15 protein-coding genes and 1 pseudogene are annotated in these 15,416 nt (G+C 43.7%); 11 read left to right on the forward strand and 5 right to left on the reverse strand.

Features of this window, described 5'->3' with window-relative positions:
- The first annotated feature begins 4 nt into the window (after positions 1-4).
- From ispG to C2M32_RS05705, 6 genes are all read left to right on the forward strand, one after another.
- A complete protein-coding gene (gene ispG / locus C2M32_RS05680; protein ID WP_105167509.1) occupies positions 5-1,123 on the forward strand; it encodes a flavodoxin-dependent (E)-4-hydroxy-3-methylbut-2-enyl-diphosphate synthase in 1,119 nt (372 codons plus the stop codon).
- A 168-nt stretch (positions 1,124-1,291) separates the two neighbouring features.
- A complete protein-coding gene (hisS, locus tag C2M32_RS05685; RefSeq protein WP_105167510.1) occupies positions 1,292-2,569 on the forward strand; it encodes a histidine--tRNA ligase in 1,278 nt (425 codons plus the stop codon).
- A 9-nt stretch (positions 2,570-2,578) separates the two neighbouring features.
- Positions 2,579-3,199: a YfgM family protein gene (locus C2M32_RS05690; protein ID WP_105167511.1), complete on the forward strand. Its 621-nt coding sequence runs from the start codon at positions 2,579-2,581 to the stop codon at positions 3,197-3,199.
- Between the two features lie 11 nt (positions 3,200-3,210).
- Positions 3,211-4,389: an outer membrane protein assembly factor BamB gene (bamB, locus tag C2M32_RS05695; RefSeq protein ID WP_105167512.1), complete on the forward strand. Its 1,179-nt coding sequence runs from the start codon at positions 3,211-3,213 to the stop codon at positions 4,387-4,389.
- Between the two features lie 73 nt (positions 4,390-4,462).
- The gene (der, locus tag C2M32_RS05700) at positions 4,463-5,932 is read left to right on the forward strand and encodes a ribosome biogenesis GTPase Der (RefSeq protein ID WP_105167513.1); all 1,470 of its coding nucleotides are present in this window, start codon (positions 4,463-4,465) and stop codon (positions 5,930-5,932) included.
- Between the two features lie 172 nt (positions 5,933-6,104).
- A complete protein-coding gene (locus tag C2M32_RS05705; protein WP_105167514.1) occupies positions 6,105-6,494 on the forward strand; it encodes a VOC family protein in 390 nt (129 codons plus the stop codon).
- Here the strand turns inward: C2M32_RS05705 and C2M32_RS05710 are convergent.
- The 4 genes from C2M32_RS05710 to C2M32_RS05725 form a co-directional block, all read right to left on the reverse strand.
- Positions 6,471-6,821, reverse strand: coding sequence for a DUF2750 domain-containing protein (locus C2M32_RS05710; protein ID WP_070989869.1), 351 nt, complete (start codon positions 6,819-6,821; stop codon positions 6,471-6,473). The two genes, C2M32_RS05705 and C2M32_RS05710, sit on opposite strands and share 24 nt — an antisense overlap.
- Positions 6,822-6,846: 25 nt before the next feature.
- Complete coding sequence (locus tag C2M32_RS05715) at positions 6,847-7,425, reverse strand: glutathione S-transferase family protein (RefSeq protein ID WP_105167515.1); 579 nt, start codon at positions 7,423-7,425, stop codon at positions 6,847-6,849.
- Positions 7,426-7,493: 68 nt separating this feature from the next.
- A complete protein-coding gene (locus C2M32_RS05720) occupies positions 7,494-7,775 on the reverse strand; it encodes a peptidylprolyl isomerase (protein WP_105167516.1) in 282 nt (93 codons plus the stop codon).
- Positions 7,776-7,854: 79 nt separating this feature from the next.
- Positions 7,855-8,385 carry a glutathione peroxidase gene (locus C2M32_RS05725; RefSeq protein ID WP_105167517.1) on the reverse strand — a complete coding sequence of 177 codons (531 nt, stop codon included), beginning with the start codon at positions 8,383-8,385 and terminating at the stop codon, positions 7,855-7,857.
- A gap of 86 nt (positions 8,386-8,471) precedes the next feature.
- On the opposite strand from C2M32_RS05725, the pseudogene C2M32_RS05730 reads away from it, so the two are divergent.
- The 3 genes and pseudogenes from C2M32_RS05730 (at position 8,472) to C2M32_RS05740 (ending at position 12,201) form a co-directional block, all read left to right on the forward strand.
- Positions 8,472-8,959 (forward strand): annotated as a pseudogene (locus C2M32_RS05730) (GNAT family N-acetyltransferase).
- 77 nt (positions 8,960-9,036) lie between these two features.
- Positions 9,037-10,983 (forward strand): hybrid sensor histidine kinase/response regulator, encoded by a 1,947-nt coding sequence (locus C2M32_RS05735; protein ID WP_105167518.1) that lies wholly within the window; start codon positions 9,037-9,039, stop codon positions 10,981-10,983.
- Between the two features lie 78 nt (positions 10,984-11,061).
- Positions 11,062-12,201 (forward strand): response regulator, encoded by a 1,140-nt coding sequence (locus tag C2M32_RS05740; RefSeq protein ID WP_105167519.1) that lies wholly within the window; start codon positions 11,062-11,064, stop codon positions 12,199-12,201.
- A gap of 83 nt (positions 12,202-12,284) precedes the next feature.
- Here C2M32_RS05740 and queG read toward each other — a convergent pair whose 3' ends face one another.
- Positions 12,285-13,421: a tRNA epoxyqueuosine(34) reductase QueG gene (gene queG / locus C2M32_RS05745; RefSeq protein ID WP_105167520.1), complete on the reverse strand. Its 1,137-nt coding sequence runs from the start codon at positions 13,419-13,421 to the stop codon at positions 12,285-12,287.
- A gap of 3 nt (positions 13,422-13,424) precedes the next feature.
- Between queG and C2M32_RS05750 the strand changes: the two genes are divergently transcribed.
- Complete coding sequence (locus C2M32_RS05750; protein ID WP_234401232.1) at positions 13,425-14,918, forward strand: NAD(P)H-hydrate dehydratase; 1,494 nt, start codon at positions 13,425-13,427, stop codon at positions 14,916-14,918.
- 2 nt (positions 14,919-14,920) lie between these two features.
- Entirely contained in the window at positions 14,921-15,391 is a 471-nt protein-coding gene (gene tsaE, locus C2M32_RS05755) for a tRNA (adenosine(37)-N6)-threonylcarbamoyltransferase complex ATPase subunit type 1 TsaE (protein WP_105167522.1), read from the forward strand.
- The last annotated feature ends 25 nt before the right edge of the window (positions 15,392-15,416 follow it).

A 15,416-nucleotide genomic window follows, 5' to 3' on the forward strand; every position in this document is an offset into this window, starting at 1 on the left:
GTCCATGTTTTCAGAATCTCCTATTAAACGCAGAAAATCGACTCGCATTAATGTGGGCAATGTACCGATTGGAGACGGTGCACCCATTGCAGTTCAGTCCATGACTAACACCAATACACTCGATATAGATGCTACGGTGGCGCAGATCAGAGCCATTCAAGATGCAGGCGCAGATATTGTTCGTGTGTCTGTACCAACAATGGATGCTGCACAAGCCTTTAAGAGTATAAAAGAGCAGGTTGATATTCCATTAGTCACAGATATTCACTTTGATTATCGAATTGCTTTAAAAGTTGCCGAATATGGCGCAGATTGTTTGCGAATTAACCCCGGTAATATCGGTTCTGAGGACCGTATACGTGCAGTTGTGGATGCGGCTGCAGAACGTAATATTCCAATTCGTATAGGTGTAAATGGTGGCTCTCTTGAGCGCGACCTACAAGAAAAATATGGTGAACCTACACCCGAAGCGTTATTAGAATCGGCGATGCGCCATGTAGAAATTCTTCAGCGCCTCAATTTTGATCAATTCAAGGTATCTGTGAAGGCTTCGGATGTGTTTTTAGCCGTTGGTGCCTACCGTTTGCTTGCAAAGGAAATCGATCAGCCGTTACATCTTGGCATCACAGAAGCGGGTGGGTTTCGCTCTGGCTCGGTGAAGTCTGCGGTTGGTTTGGGGATGTTGCTTGCTGAGGGGATCGGAGACACGCTACGCGTATCATTGGCCGCAGATCCAGTTCAAGAGATTAAAGTAGGTTTTGATATTCTAAAATCGCTGCGAATTCGTTCTCGTGGTATTAACTTTATCGCCTGTCCAAGTTGTTCTCGTCAGGAGTTTGATGTGGTCAGTACGATGAACCAACTAGAAGAACGCTTGGAAGATATTATCACTCCTATCTCGGTATCTGTGATTGGCTGTGTGGTCAATGGCCCGGGTGAAGCGTTAGTCAGTGATATTGGTCTAGCAGGGGCGAATCGTCGTTCTGGTTTATATATCAATGGTGAGCGTCAGAAGCTGCGCATCGACAATGATAATATAGTTGAACAGTTGGAAGCCCAGGTGCGCGACTTTGTTGCTAAAAAAGAGCAACAAGGCGAAATAGATATCAAGATTGTTGAATAGCCGACTTATACCAGCTTACAACCAACAGATGGGTGCTGCGAGTGCTCAGGTTAGTGAGTTGGTCGCATTTTTAGTCGGTTTGGGTATAATAAGCGATTAATTTTTTGCGCAAATACGGTACTTTGTGGCAATCGCTTTGATAAAAAACAGATTTATTTAGGAATTTCAGTGGCAAAACAAATTCAAGCAGTTCGAGGTATGAACGATTGTCTGCCTGGTACAACGCAAATATGGCAGAAGGTTGAAGAGACATTACGTAAAACGGTGGCGTCTTATGGTTATCAGGAGATCCGTTTTCCGATTGTTGAGTCTACCGATCTATTTAAGCGCTCTATCGGCGAAGTGACCGACATTGTTGAAAAGGAAATGTACACCTTTGATGATAGAAGCGGTGATAGCTTGACGCTTCGTCCTGAAGGGACCGCGGTATGTGTTCGTGCAGGAAATGAAAATGGCCTACTGTACAACCAAGAGCAGCGCCTTTGGTACATGGGCCCGATGTTCCGCCATGAGCGTCCACAAAAAGGACGTTACCGTCAGTTCCATCAGTTCGGTGTAGAGACATTTGGTATTGCTAGCGCCGATATTGATGCGGAAGTGATCCTGATGACCGCGCGTTTGTGGAAAGAGTTTGGGATCAGCCAATATGTTCGCTTAGAACTTAACTCTTTGGGTTCAAATGAAGCGCGCGCGCAATATCGCGATGCCCTAGTTGCATTTTTAGAACAGCACGTAGAGCAGTTAGACGAAGATAGTAAGCGTCGCATGCACAGTAATCCACTGCGTGTACTTGATAGTAAAAACCCTGAGGTACAGGCGCTACTGGTTGATGCGCCGAAGCTGTCAGAGCACTTAGACGATGAGTCAAAAGCACATTTTGCAAATTTATGTGAACGTTTAGATGCAGCTGGCGTCGAATACCAGGTTAATGAAAAGCTAGTTCGAGGCTTAGACTATTATAATCGCACTGTTTTTGAGTGGGTTACAGAAAGCCTTGGCGCTCAAGGAACTGTTTGTGCGGGTGGCCGTTACGATGGTTTGGTTGAGCAGCTTGGTGGTAAAGCCACCCCAGCAGTAGGTTTTGCCATGGGTCTAGAGCGTCTGGTACTGATGCTACAAGAGCTTGAGTGTGTTGGTCAGATTCGTCGCAGTGCGGATGTTTATGTTGCAGCGATGGGTGACAAAGCGAGCATTCAGGCACCAGTTATTGCCGAGCAATTGCGCACAGACGTGTCAGGGTTACGTGTCATGGTTCATGCCGGTGGTGGTAATTTCAAGAAACAATTAAAACGCGCAGATAAAAGCGATGCTTTAGTTGCCCTAATTTTGGGTGAAGATGAGCTTGCAGAAGGTAAAGTCACCGTAAAGTATCTGCGAGAACAAAAAGAACAAATTACAGTGTCGTTAGCTGAGGTAACAACCTTATTGCAAGCACTGACAGAATAAGAGGTTAGAATGGAAATTTACTCAACAGAAGAACAACAGGCAGAAGCCATAAAACGATTTTTCCGCGAAAATGGCGTGTCGTTGACGTTGGGCATCGTGATTGGTCTGGGTGGTTTATATGGTTGGAAAGCTTACAACCAGAATCAAATTGACACCGCTGAAGCGACATCAAATGCATACAATAAATTTGTTGAAAGTGATGACGTACTTGCTGCTAGTGAGAGCTTCGTTAAAGAGAATGCGGATTCTAGCTATGCAGTTTTAGCAGCGTTTGTTGCTGCCAAAGAAGCTGCCGATAAAGGACAACTTGATGTAGCTGCGCAAAAGCTGCAATGGGCTGCTGATAATGTAGCGAGTCCTGAATTAAAGGCAACCGCATTAACTCGTTTGGCGCGCGTTCAACTCGCACAACAAAAGTTTGATGCTGCTATGGCGACGTTGGATCAGCCTATGCCTAGCAGTTTTAAAGCCCAAATCGCTGAAATTAAGGGTGATGCATTCTTAGCTCAGGGCGATAAAGAACAGGCAAAAAGCCAGTATCAGGTCGCTTTAGATGCGTCATCTGACAATGCAAATACTCTGCTGAAAATTAAGTTAGACGACTTAGCAGCCGCCCAGCCTGCTGCATAGGAGTCATCAGCATGAAGAAGCTTAGTATGGCAACCTTGGCGTTATGTATGGCGTCGTTGTTGGGGTGTTCATCAAGTGATGATGATGAAGATGAACTGGTATTGCCACAAATAACCAACCAGTTTGAAACGCAAATTCTATGGCAAGAAAGTGTGGGTAGTGGCGTTGAGCATTATTTCTCGCGACTGACTCCAGCTGTATATCAAGATATGGTATTTGTGGCTGAACGTTACGGTCGAGTTAAAGCGCTTAACGCTGATACAGGTAAAACCTTGTGGGAAACTGATACACGCAAAGCGCCTGCGTTTTGGCCGTGGGAAGATAACGACAGTGCTAAGTTGTCTGGCGGTATCTTGCAAGCTTATGGCAACATTTATATCGGCTCTGAGCACGGTGAAGTGATTGCAATTAACAGAGATTCGGGTGAAATAGTTTGGCGCAAAAATGTGCCTGGTGAAGCACTTTCATCTCCAGCTGCGGGTGATGGACTGATATACGTTAACCTAGGATCGGGCAAGTTACTCGCTTTGCATCCTGATACAGGTGAAGAGCGTTGGCGCCATGAACAAGAAGTGCCGGCATTGACTCTACGAGGACTCAGTTCTCCAACTTCAGCAAATGGCGGTGTGCTATTTGGTGAGGAAAGTGGCAAGCTCTCAGTGTTAATCGCAGAAAATGGTTACAGTGCGTGGAGTGTTGACGTTGCTTTGGCTAAAGGTTCATCAGAGTTTGAACGTTTGGTAGATGTTGATACTAAGCCTGTAGTTAGCGGCGCGTTAGTATATGCAATCGGCTATAATGGTAATTTAGCGGCAGTTGATGTTCGTAACGGTAACGTGGTTTGGAAGCGAGAATATAGTAGCTATCGCGATCTGACCATAGATCTAAATATTATTTATATTGTTGATAGCGATGGCGTGGTTTATGCCTTGGACAAAGAGTCAGGTATTGAACGCTGGAGTCAGCCAGCACTTAGAGGATGGTACTTAACAGCCCCTACGGTTGCAGGTAACTACATCGTCTTAGGTGATCAAGAAGGTAATCTTCATTGGCTTGATAAACAATCAGGTCAGCTAGTATCACGTGAATCGTTTGATAGTTCGGGCTTTTTTACTGAGCCAGTGAAAGCTGATGACAAACTTATTTTGTACACCCGAGATGGTGAAGTCAGCGCAGTAAAAATTCCGTAACACTTAATATTTAGTTAAGTTTGTTAAGGCTTCGCTTTGCGAAGCCTTTTGTTGTTTATTAAAGAGGTAGTCTATGCTTCCGGTGATCGCTCTTGTTGGGCGACCTAATGTGGGTAAATCCACACTGTTTAACCGCTTAACGCGTACTAGAGATGCTTTGGTGGCTGATTTTCCAGGTCTTACGCGTGACCGTAAGTACGGCCAAGCCAATTATGATGGGTATGAGTTCATCGTGGTCGATACTGGCGGTATTGATGGCTCTGAAGAAGGTATTGAAACAGAAATGGCCGAGCAATCGCTGTTAGCGATTGAAGAAGCTGATATTGTACTCTTTCTGGTTGATGCGCGTGCGGGTATGAACGCTGCTGATCAGGCTATTGCGCAACACTTACGTAAACAGCAAAAAAAATGCTTTTTGGTTGCCAATAAGACTGATGGTATTGACGCAGATTCTAGCTGCGCTGAATTTTATCAGCTAGCGCTAGGTGAAGTGTATCAAATTGCTGCGGCACATGGCCGTGGGGTAACTCAATTACTTGAGGTGACCTTACAGCCCGTTATCGCTGAGCTTGCCAGTCAAGAAGATGAACTACAGCAAGATGATACTGAGTTAGCTGAGTTATATCTTGAAGGCGAAGACGGTGAAGATGGCAAATCAGGTTTTGAAGACAAACCCATTAAGCTTGCTATCATTGGCCGTCCTAATGTTGGTAAGTCAACACTAACTAATCGTATCTTAGGTGAAGAAAGGGTGATTGTGTATGATATGCCAGGCACAACGCGAGACTCTATCTACATCCCAATGACACGAAATGAGCGTGAATACGTGCTTATCGATACGGCTGGTGTGCGTAAGCGTAAGAAAGTCAGCGATGTGGTCGAAAAGTTTTCGGTGATCAAAACACTTAAAGCGATTGAAGATGCGAACGTTGTATTGTTGGTGGTTGATGCAAGAGAAGGTATTTCAGATCAAGATCTTAGCTTGTTAGGATTTGCCCTTAACTCAGGTCGATCATTGGTGATAGCGGTGAACAAGTGGGATGGGTTGGATGACTACGTAAAAGAGCGTATTAAGTCTGAACTTGACCGCAGACTCGGGTTTATCGATTTTGCCCGTTTACACTTCATCTCTGCCCTACATGGTACAGGCGTGGGTCACCTGTTTGAATCGGTGAACGAAGCTTACGAGTCAGCGACTAAGCGTATTAGCACTGCAATGCTGCGTCGTATTATGGATATGGCACAAGCAGATCACCAGCCACCACTGGTACGTGGTCGCCGTGTGAAACTCAAGTATGCTCACGCTGGTGGTTATAATCCACCAAGGATTGTTATTCATGGCAATCAGGTTCACGACCTGCCTGATAGCTACAAACGTTATTTGATGAACTACTATCGAAAAGCGCTCAATATTATGGGCACGCCGATAAAGATAGAGTTCCGAGAAGGGGATAACCCTTACGCTGGTCGCAGTAACAAAATGACTTTATCTCAAAAGCGTAAGCTCAGAGCATTTACCAAAGAGAATCGTAACAAGTCATAATTTCAGTAAAAAAACGACACTCAATGTGTCGTTTTTTTTACCTTCACAATATCCACAGATTTGCGCAAAAGTTGTCGCACGCTTTGATTGTATTTTGCCCCGTTTTGATTTTATGCTTAAGTAAAACAAAGCCCGATGTGAACAGGGCTGTGATTAAATGAGTGAAGTATTCATGCGCTATGCAAAAACAATCATATATGTAGACAATGTTGAAGAAGTTTTAGATTTCTATTATCAAGCTTTTGGATTAAGCACTCTAGCCTTAACAGAGTCGGGAGATTATGGTGAGATAGACAGTGGTGAGGTGATTTTGGGATTTGCGTCTCATCCTTTGGCACAAGCACAATTTAAGCAAAGCTATATTCGTGCCCAGCCTAAGCAGCCAGCATTGGGCTTTGAGTTGACCCTATGTTGTAGCAACGTAAGTGAAAGTTATGACAGAGCGGTAATCGCTGGTGCTGAGCCATTAATGCCGCCAAGCGTTAAGGGCGAAGGCGCGCAGGCATATGTGCGCGCCATAGAAGGAACACTTATAGCGCTAGTCAACGAGCGCGCGAGCTAGTCCGACAGGTTCAATCTCTACGCACACATTGTCATCATTCCAGTTTAGGCCAAACAAGGCTTGATCTTCATTGAGATCTTCAACCCATTCATCTAAAAACTCATCCAGAGCGATGGCCACGGGTGAATAATCCTGCCATTCGTCTTTGCACTGCGCCTGTGCTTTTTGCTCACTGTCCCAGATTAGCAATACATCAGTTTCTTCGAACTGATTTGATTCACACACTACAACACCACCATCTTCTGCACCTAGTGCCCAAATTTGATCATTCTTGCGCACTTGCTCTACAAAGGTGACTAATTCTGATTCTATTTCAATGTCGTTCATTTTCTTTACCTCTTTGATTTGATCATCATATTCTTGGATCAGAATGTGTACTTCCCGGTAAACTTTTGTGAACTTCATAGAAGCTCAGCAGTGCGTTGTAGGGTGCCAATTCGGCTAAAGATCTAAATATGATCCAATCCAGCAAGCAGTATAAACTGATCTTCAAATAGTCGCAGTCTAAAAAATCAGTTTTAACGCATTGTTCATTTAAATCGGTTAATACGGCTGCAATACGCTCTCTTTGCAAATTAAAAAATAAAACATCACTATGAATATCAAAGCCTGAGCGCGAACATAACAGTAGTTCTACCAGTGAATCATTACACGCATTAATGTTGGTCAGTTGATTTTCCTGCCAGTAGCTCATCTTCGTTAAGTTAAATTTGTCTGTGAGGTATCTTTGTATCACGCCAGAGTCACATACAGTGTGCTCTCCATCCACAAGGAAAGGAATTTTCCTTGCTGGGTTATTGGCGACTAACACCGCTTTGCCTTCTTCACTGAAAATATCTAAATGTCGATAATCAATGTTTAAGTTGTGAAAGGCGCATAACATCCGAATACGACGAGCATAAGGAGAGGTATTAGAACCGTATAGTTGCATAGTATTTCCTTATCAAACAAGGTATAAAAAAAGCCGCATAGAGCGGCCTCACTAATATAATTAATAAGTTACTCGGAGCGGCTAGTAACTTCAAGTAAGTGAAACCCAAATTGTGTTTGCACAGGACCCTGCACTTCATTAATTGGTGCCGAAAAAACGACTTTGTCAAATTCTGGTACCATCATGCCGGGACCAAACTCTCCTAATGCGCCGCCATCTTGTCCAGATGGACAGCTTGAGTACTGTTTTGCCAACTCTGCAAAGTCCTCACCGGCTGCGATACGGGCTTTCAAATCTAAACATTCAGCTTCACTATCAACTAATATGTGTCTTGCACTTGCAACTGTCATACGCTCTCCATAATTTGCTTATGATTATTTTTTTGCTCAAACTTTATTCTAATACAAGAACATTAAAAACTCACGATTTCTACTGTAGTGCTTTTTCGATGGCACTGGTTAGCTCTTTAGATAAAGGCTTAGTGCGGCTGTTAAAGCGCGTAACTTGTTTTCTATCTGCGGATACTAAGTATTTGTAAAAATTCCAGTTGGGGGAGCTAGTTTGTTCGTTTAGGTATTGAAAAATAGGGTTTGCATCGTCCCCACGCACTGCTGAGGTGGCAAACATATTGAAAGTGACGCCGTAGTTTATAAAACAGACCTTAGCAGTATCTTTTTCATCATTTTCTTCTTGAAAGAAATCATCTGATGGGAAACCAAGTACCACCAACCCCTTATCTTGATAGGTTTTATGAAGCTCTTCTAGGCCAGTAAATTGATCTGTAAAGCCGCAGTTACTAGCGGTGTTGACGATTAATAAAGGCTTGTTTTTAAACTGGCATAGATTGATTGTGTCTTCTGAACGCAATTTTCTAAGCTCTACATTAGTGAAGTCGTCACATTCACTGGCTAATGGTTGTGTACTGGCCAAAATGCCGCACAATACAAAGGTTCGAAACATTAATTTTCTGAACACTGGCTTTCCCTCTATGATGAATATCTTCTATGATACGCCAACATCTAAAATTTTGATCAAGTTTTTCGACAATGACAATAAGAGTAGCACAGCGCAGTGACTTACAGCATATCGTTGACATTTATAATGAAACGATTGCTGGTCGAATGGTCACAGCAGATACCGAGCCAACAAGTTTGCACAACGTTTACCATGGTTCGACAGTCATCATGCACGTCGTCCATTATTTGTATATGAATCTGGTGGCGAAATATTGGCTTGGCTAAGTTTTAAATCCTTTTATGGTCGCCCAGCCTATGATCAAACGTGTGAAGTTAGCATTTACATTGCGACAAGCGCACGAGGAAAGGGGCTTGGACACACTCTAATGGCATTTGCACAAAACCACGCGCCCAGTATTGGCGTGACAACGCTATTAGGATTTATTTTTAGTCATAACACGCCGAGCATCAGTTTATTTAAAAAGCATGGCTTTAGTTGTTGGGGGGAACTGCCTGAGGTCGCAGTGATGGATGATAAACATTACAATCTAACGATTATGGGCAAGCACTTGAAGTAACCTTTGACGAACGATATTCAGGTGCTCAAAAATTCGTCTACACTAGAAACACACTAAGGATAAATCTGTGTAGCAATATGACGAACAAGGTTTTGATCATCGACAGTAACAGTGTGTTGGCAATGCGTCTCAAAGTGTTGTTTGAACTGTTGGGGGGAGAGGTTGAGCATATTCATTACAGAATGCTTGAACAACTCGATGATCTTACCGAGTATAAAGCGGTGGCGATTGCCAACGGCATTCCGAATACCTATCTTGATAAACTCGCTACACTGCGTGAACACGATAAACTTATTTTATTAGCTCCTAAACCTGACAATGCACAGCAGTTGGCAATTTTCAGTCAATTTAATAAAGCATTGCCCAATGGCATTGTGGTATATCCATTTTTTTCTAATAAGGAAATAACGAATCTACTCGAAAGGGTATTTGAAATAGGCGCAGAAAGCCGCTTGGTTTTACCGACCGTTCTCTTGGTTGATCATTCAATTCCTCGCCTAGCTGACCTAGCTTCAAGTTTATCTGGGGCACAACTACAAGTTTTTACTGCCGAGTCGAGCTTTGCAGGATTAGCACAGGCGCAGAAGTTGAGTATCGATCTTCTTATTGCTGCCTTTGAACCTCATGATAAAAGTGCGTTGGAGTTGTTTAGTCAGCTCAAGTCAATCAATTCTGGCATACGTTGTTTATTGTACACCGAAAAAGCCGACCAAATAGATATGTTAGAAGCGATTCGTCAAGGAGTTGAGGATGTACTCATTAGTCCGTTTGATGATGGTGATTTATTAAAAGCCTTACACAAACTTTGGCAAACAGAAATGCTAAAACGACACAATCAGGAGCTGGTCGAGCGGTTACAAGATACGGTAGATGCGCTGATTGAGCGTGATAGTTTGCTGCGTGTGATTTATAAACACACCCCAGACTCAATTATGCTATTCACACGCAACGGCAATATTATTGAGGGTAATGATGCGTGTGTTGAGTTATTTCAATGTTCACAAGAAAAAATACGTTCAAGGTCTATATTTGAAATTTTTGATGAAGAGTCAGTTGCGAGTTTGAAGCAGCACATACAAGAGCTTAAAGGTAAAAGGAGCTTTGACTGTGAGTTATTACTTACTCACGAAAATAAAAACGTGCCTTTGATGGGCACATTTCATGAGATTGACCATCATGGCGAATTAGCTTTTTCGGTTATTTTAAAGAATGTGACGCACTTGAAAAAAAGACAGCAGGTGTTGGAAGAGGCAAAAGAAGTGCTTGAAGCGGAGGTTCAGGCCCGAACTGCGCAGTTACAAAAAGCGAAAGAAGCAGCGGAGGCTGCGAATGTGAGTAAGTCTGAATTTTTAGCCAATATGTCGCACGAGTTGCGCACACCCATGCACTCTATTTTGAGCTTTGCGCGCTTTGGCATCGACAAGCTTGCCGGTGATGAGGTACCCGTTGATAAGTTGAGTAAGTATTTATCTAGAATAGAAACCAGCGGTGAGCGGTTGTTGCTGTTGCTGAATAACTTGCTGGATTTATCAAAGTTGGATGCCGGACGGTTTCCTTTCAATCCAAGTGTTCAAGACTTGTGCACCATAGTTAAAACAGGTATCGATGATGTCTCAGGCAGCGCTCTGGCCAAGCAAATCAACTTTAAATTATCAGCTCCAAAAGAAGCTGTATTGGTTTCCTGTGATTCTGAGCAGATGAATCAGATCATACGCAATTTATTGGGTAACGCGATTAAATTTAGCCCTGAACATGCGTGTGTATTTATTAACGTAAAAGCGTTAGATGATTCAGTAAAAATCGAAATTCGCGATCAGGGAGTCGGCATTCCAAAAGATGAATTGGATAAAATATTTTCTAAGTTTGTGCAAAGTAGTACGACGAACAGTGGCGCTGGTGGTACGGGCTTAGGGTTGGCGATCTGTAAGGAGTTTGTGTTGTTGCATAAAGGGAAAATATACGCCACAAATAATGATGATGCCGGTGCAACGATGCATATAGAGCTACCTAGAGATAAACAGTGAAGCACTGCTTTACATTCGCGTAACTGAGTAAGCAAGGCTATAACTATAAAGGTTTACGATAATACAAGGAGTTTAAGTATGGCATTACAACGTGTACTCGCCGTAGATGATGAGCCATTCAACCTCGAAATCATCGAAGAAATTTTAGAAGACTTAGAGTTTGAACTTCGCACTGCTTGCAGTGGCCCTGAATGTTTAGACATGCTTGAAGAGTTTGACCCTCAGGTGATTTTGTTAGATGTCAGTATGCCTAATATGAACGGCTATGAGGTATGTCGTAAGATCAAAGCTAACCCTGAGACAAGCCATATTATCGTAATGTTTGTATCGGCCAGAGGTTCTGTAGAAGAGCGCATGGAAGGTTATGCGGTAGGCGCTGAAGACTACATTGTGAAGCCTTTTGGCCAAGGTGAGCTGACCACAAAGCTTACCAAGCTAGGTCAAATGTTGCTTGAGAAAGACATTTTAGAACAGCAGGTTGAAGATGCAACATCAACGGCATTCAGTGCGATGGCCACAAGCAGTGAGATGGGGCAAATTGTTAACTATATCGAGCACATTGGTAGTATCGACAATATACCCGCTTTAGCAGGGGCGCTGATAAACTGCATGGCGAATTTTGGACTCAGCTGTAATGTTGAGATCCGCACCGACAAGCAGATTATGCATTTTGCTTCTTCTGGTGTTTGTTCACCCATCGTGTTGGAACTGTTCGAGATCTTAAAGTCAAAAGGCCGCTTGCATGAGTTTACCAGTCGAATCTTGGTTAATTACGACTATATCAGTGCGCTGGTGTTAAACATGCCTGAAGGGGACGCGGATAAGCATGGCCGTATTCGTGATCATATTTGCTTTATTGTCAGTGTTACCGAACAGCAATTGTTGGCTATACAAACTCGCAATGAGCTGCGTGAACAGCAACAAAACTTAAATGGTGCGATTGCTATGATCAACAGCAAATTTAAAGGACTGATTTCCCTGTTGGACAATAATCGAAAACAAAATGAGGCAGTATTTAGGAGTTTACAAGAACAGTTTGAAAATCGCATCCCAACTATGGGACTGGATGAAGATCAAGAGTTGTTCATTTACAATCACGTGGACGAAGCTATTCAAAAGTCAGTAGCAAGACAAGAGGCGGTCATGCAAGTCAAGGCTGCATTTTCGGAAATTGAGTCTGATCTAGCTGCTTTGAGCCACAAAGTAGATGAGAAATAATTCATGTCACCCTCAATGTAAACATGAAAAAATGTGAGGGGCGTATAACTTTTCACAATGCGTCCCTGACTAAGCGTCCCTGACTAAGCGTCCCTAGGCAGGCCTTTTTCTATAATACGAATTAAGCGAGCTTGTTTGCGTTGTTGCGACTGCTGCCGTTTATTATTTTGCTGTGCCAACGCCCAGAGGATATGCTCTTTGACCAGATCTGATGCACCTTCAAGGCGCTTTTCTAAGGTCTCAATGATGCGTTCATCGTAGTCGGCATTACCCAAGCCAACGGCTAAATTTCGTAGCCATCGCTGATGACCGATTCGGCGAATTGGACTGCCTTCAGTCGCCTTAAGAAAAGTCTCTTCATCCCAGCAGAATAACTCGAGTAGAGGTTGGTCTTTCAATTGAGGTCTAGCTATGAAATCTTGCTCTTTGGTGAGTTGACCAAATCTGTTCCAAGGACACACGAGTTGACAATCATCACAGCCGTAAATTCTATTGCCTATGAGTGAGCGATATTGCACAGGAATAGCTCCTTGCAATTCAATCGTTAGATAGGAAATACACTTACGCGCATCAACCACATACGGTTCCACAATGGCACCTGTTGGGCATAAAGTGATACAAGCATTACACTTACCGCATCCCTCAAATTCATCTTTTTGGTCAATGGGTAGAGGAATGTCAACGAACAGTTCACCGAGGAAAAACCATGAACCTGCTTGCTTTTGGATCAATAAGCTATTTTTTCCTCGCCACCCTAACCCCGCTTTTTCTGCGAGTTGTCTCTCTAATACGGGGGCAGAATCAACGAAGGGTCGATATCCCAGTTGCTCAACTTCTGACGAAATTCTTTGGCCAAGTTGTTTGAGTCTGTTTCTCATGACTTTATGGTAGTCACGTCCGAGGGCATAGCGACTGATGTATGCGATGCTCTTATTGGCGAGCGCTTTAGCAAAGCTAGCATCAGGCGGAAGGTAGTGCATTCTAACGGATATGACACGTTGCGTGCCAGGAACGAGCTCATCTGGACGCGCTCTTTTCATACCGTGCGCTGCCATGTATTCCATCTCTCCATGGTAGCCATGATCGAGCCAGCGCTGTAGTTGCGCCTCATGAGCAGATAAGTCTATATCCGTGATGCCTACATCGGCAAAGCCGAGTTCCTTGCCCCATTGCTTAATTTTTTCAGCCAGTTCAATATAATTAATACTATCAGTCGTCACGGAATGTTTATCTTGGAAGCTAAATACTCTACTAATTTACCACAAGTTGCTTATAGCGCCCAACAGGTCAAGCAATATGAGGGGGATGCTGCAAGCCGCTCTGGCACGAATCTATCACAATTGATGCTCCGAGCAGGTCAAGCACTGTTTAGTTTGTTTGATCATGAATTAGTGACAGCGCAGCGTGTATTGTTGCTTGCAGGTAAAGGCAACAACGCAGGTGATGCCTATGTGCTTGCTAAGCTGCTCCATCAATCAGGCCGTGAGGTGTGTGTATATGCTGTGTTCTCACCTCAGCAACTTTTAGGTGATGCGCGTCAGGCTTATTTGGCGGCAGAGCAAAGTGGCGTAAAAATTGTAATTGAGCAGCCACAATTACAGCATTTTTGCGTGATAGTTGATGGCGTGTTTGGCACTGGATTCAAAGGACAGCTCCCGCCAGCGCTCATCTCTTTATTTGGCGACTGTAAAAATAGCCAAGCAAAATGCATCAGTATAGATATACCCAGTGGGGTCAACGGAACCTCGTCAGTGGTTTCCAAAGGTGCTTTTGTTGCTGATATGACGATGACTTTTATTGCATTGAAACAAGGTATGCTAACGGGGTCAGCAAAAGCGGTATGCGGTCAGTTACTTTTTGCATCGTTAGATGTCGCAGAAGCGTTCAATCAGATAGTGCACCCTAGCGCAACTTTCCATGCATCGAATACTTTGCTTGGTCAACTCGGGCAAAGAGCGGTGGATAGTTATAAAAATAGTTGTGGTCACGTATTAGTTATCGGTGGCAACAAAGGTATGGCTGGAGCAGTACGGCTAGCCGCAGAAGCCGCATTACGAAGCGGTGCAGGATTAGTCAGTGTCGCAACACATCCTGATAGTGTGATAAGTGTACTTCAAGGGCGATATGAGCTCATGGTACATGGTATCAACGAGGCAGATGAGTTAGCGGTACTTTTTAAAAAAGCAGATGTAGTGGTGATAGGCCCTGGTCTTGGTCAAAATGATTGGGCGAAAGCCCTGTTTGAAAAGAGTCTTTCTTTTGGGGGAGCGGTGGTAGTTGATGCAGATGCGTTAAACTTATTGGCCAATTCAACAGAGCGATACTGTCATAGCATTTTAACTCCGCATCATGGTGAAGCAAGGCGTTTGCTGGTAGAAAATGATGTCATTGACCCTCAGTCTCGTTTTGAGCTGGCATCTTGGTTGGCGACTAACTATAACGCAACAGTCGTATTAAAAGGGCCTGGTTCATTGGTTGCAAATGCAAAGCGCATAAATATTAATCGTTCAGGAAGCTCAGCTATGGCAAGCGCTGGGATGGGAGACGTTTTGTCTGGTATAATCGGTGCTTTAGTAGGGCAAGGCATGGAGTCATTTGCGGCAAGCACTCTAGCTGTGTATATTCATGGTTTAGCTGCACAAATCGCCGCAAAAGACGGGGAGCGCGGGTTATTAGCCAGCGATCTGTTTGTGCATATTCGACGTTTATTGGGGTAACCATGAGTAATACTTTTAGTCAGCATTTGGCCGATGAGGCCCAAACGGTGGCTATGGGCGCACGCCTGTGTAAATATATAAAAGATGGTGCAGTCTTGTTTTTACATGGTGATTTAGGGGCTGGCAAAACCACTTTGTCACGCGGCATAGTGCAAGGAATGGGGCATAAGGGAAAAGTAAAAAGCCCAACTTACACCTTGGTGGAACCCTATGAGCTCAACGATGTCTCAATATATCATTTTGACTTGTATCGTTTAGGTGACCCTGAAGAGCTAGAGTACATGGGGATTAGAGATTATTTTAGCCCTGCGGCTATTTGTATCGTTGAGTGGCCAGAAAAGGGACGTGGGTTTATTCCCAACCCAGACCTGAATGTCGAGATGGCATACGATGGGCAACACAGAAATATTACTGTGTCAGCAACAAGTGAACGCGGACAACAAATCATAAAACAATTAGGGCAAGATGCGTAGTATAGGAATTCTGATAAATAGCTTT

It is taken from the genome of Pseudoalteromonas sp. T1lg23B (assembly GCF_002964665.1).
Lineage (GTDB): Bacteria > Pseudomonadota > Gammaproteobacteria > Enterobacterales > Alteromonadaceae > Pseudoalteromonas.

Coding starts and splice junctions, on each gene's coding strand:
- ispG (WP_105167509.1), top strand. CDS start 5: ATGTTTTCAGAATCTCCTATTAAACGCAGAAAATCGACTCGCATTAAT.
- C2M32_RS05690 (WP_105167511.1), top strand. CDS start 2,579: ATGGAAATTTACTCAACAGAAGAACAACAGGCAGAAGCCATAAAACGA.
- bamB (WP_105167512.1), top strand. CDS start 3,211: ATGAAGAAGCTTAGTATGGCAACCTTGGCGTTATGTATGGCGTCGTTG.
- der (WP_105167513.1), top strand. CDS start 4,463: ATGCTTCCGGTGATCGCTCTTGTTGGGCGACCTAATGTGGGTAAATCC.
- C2M32_RS05705 (WP_105167514.1), top strand. CDS start 6,105: ATGCGCTATGCAAAAACAATCATATATGTAGACAATGTTGAAGAAGTT.
- C2M32_RS05710 (WP_070989869.1), bottom strand. CDS start 6,821: ATGAACGACATTGAAATAGAATCAGAATTAGTCACCTTTGTAGAGCAA.
- C2M32_RS05715 (WP_105167515.1), bottom strand. CDS start 7,425: ATGCAACTATACGGTTCTAATACCTCTCCTTATGCTCGTCGTATTCGG.
- C2M32_RS05720 (WP_105167516.1), bottom strand. CDS start 7,775: ATGACAGTTGCAAGTGCAAGACACATATTAGTTGATAGTGAAGCTGAA.
- C2M32_RS05725 (WP_105167517.1), bottom strand. CDS start 8,385: ATGTTTCGAACCTTTGTATTGTGCGGCATTTTGGCCAGTACACAACCA.
- C2M32_RS05735 (WP_105167518.1), top strand. CDS start 9,037: ATGACGAACAAGGTTTTGATCATCGACAGTAACAGTGTGTTGGCAATG.
- C2M32_RS05740 (WP_105167519.1), top strand. CDS start 11,062: ATGGCATTACAACGTGTACTCGCCGTAGATGATGAGCCATTCAACCTC.
- C2M32_RS05750 (WP_234401232.1), top strand. CDS start 13,425: ATGTTTATCTTGGAAGCTAAATACTCTACTAATTTACCACAAGTTGCT.
- tsaE (WP_105167522.1), top strand. CDS start 14,921: ATGAGTAATACTTTTAGTCAGCATTTGGCCGATGAGGCCCAAACGGTG.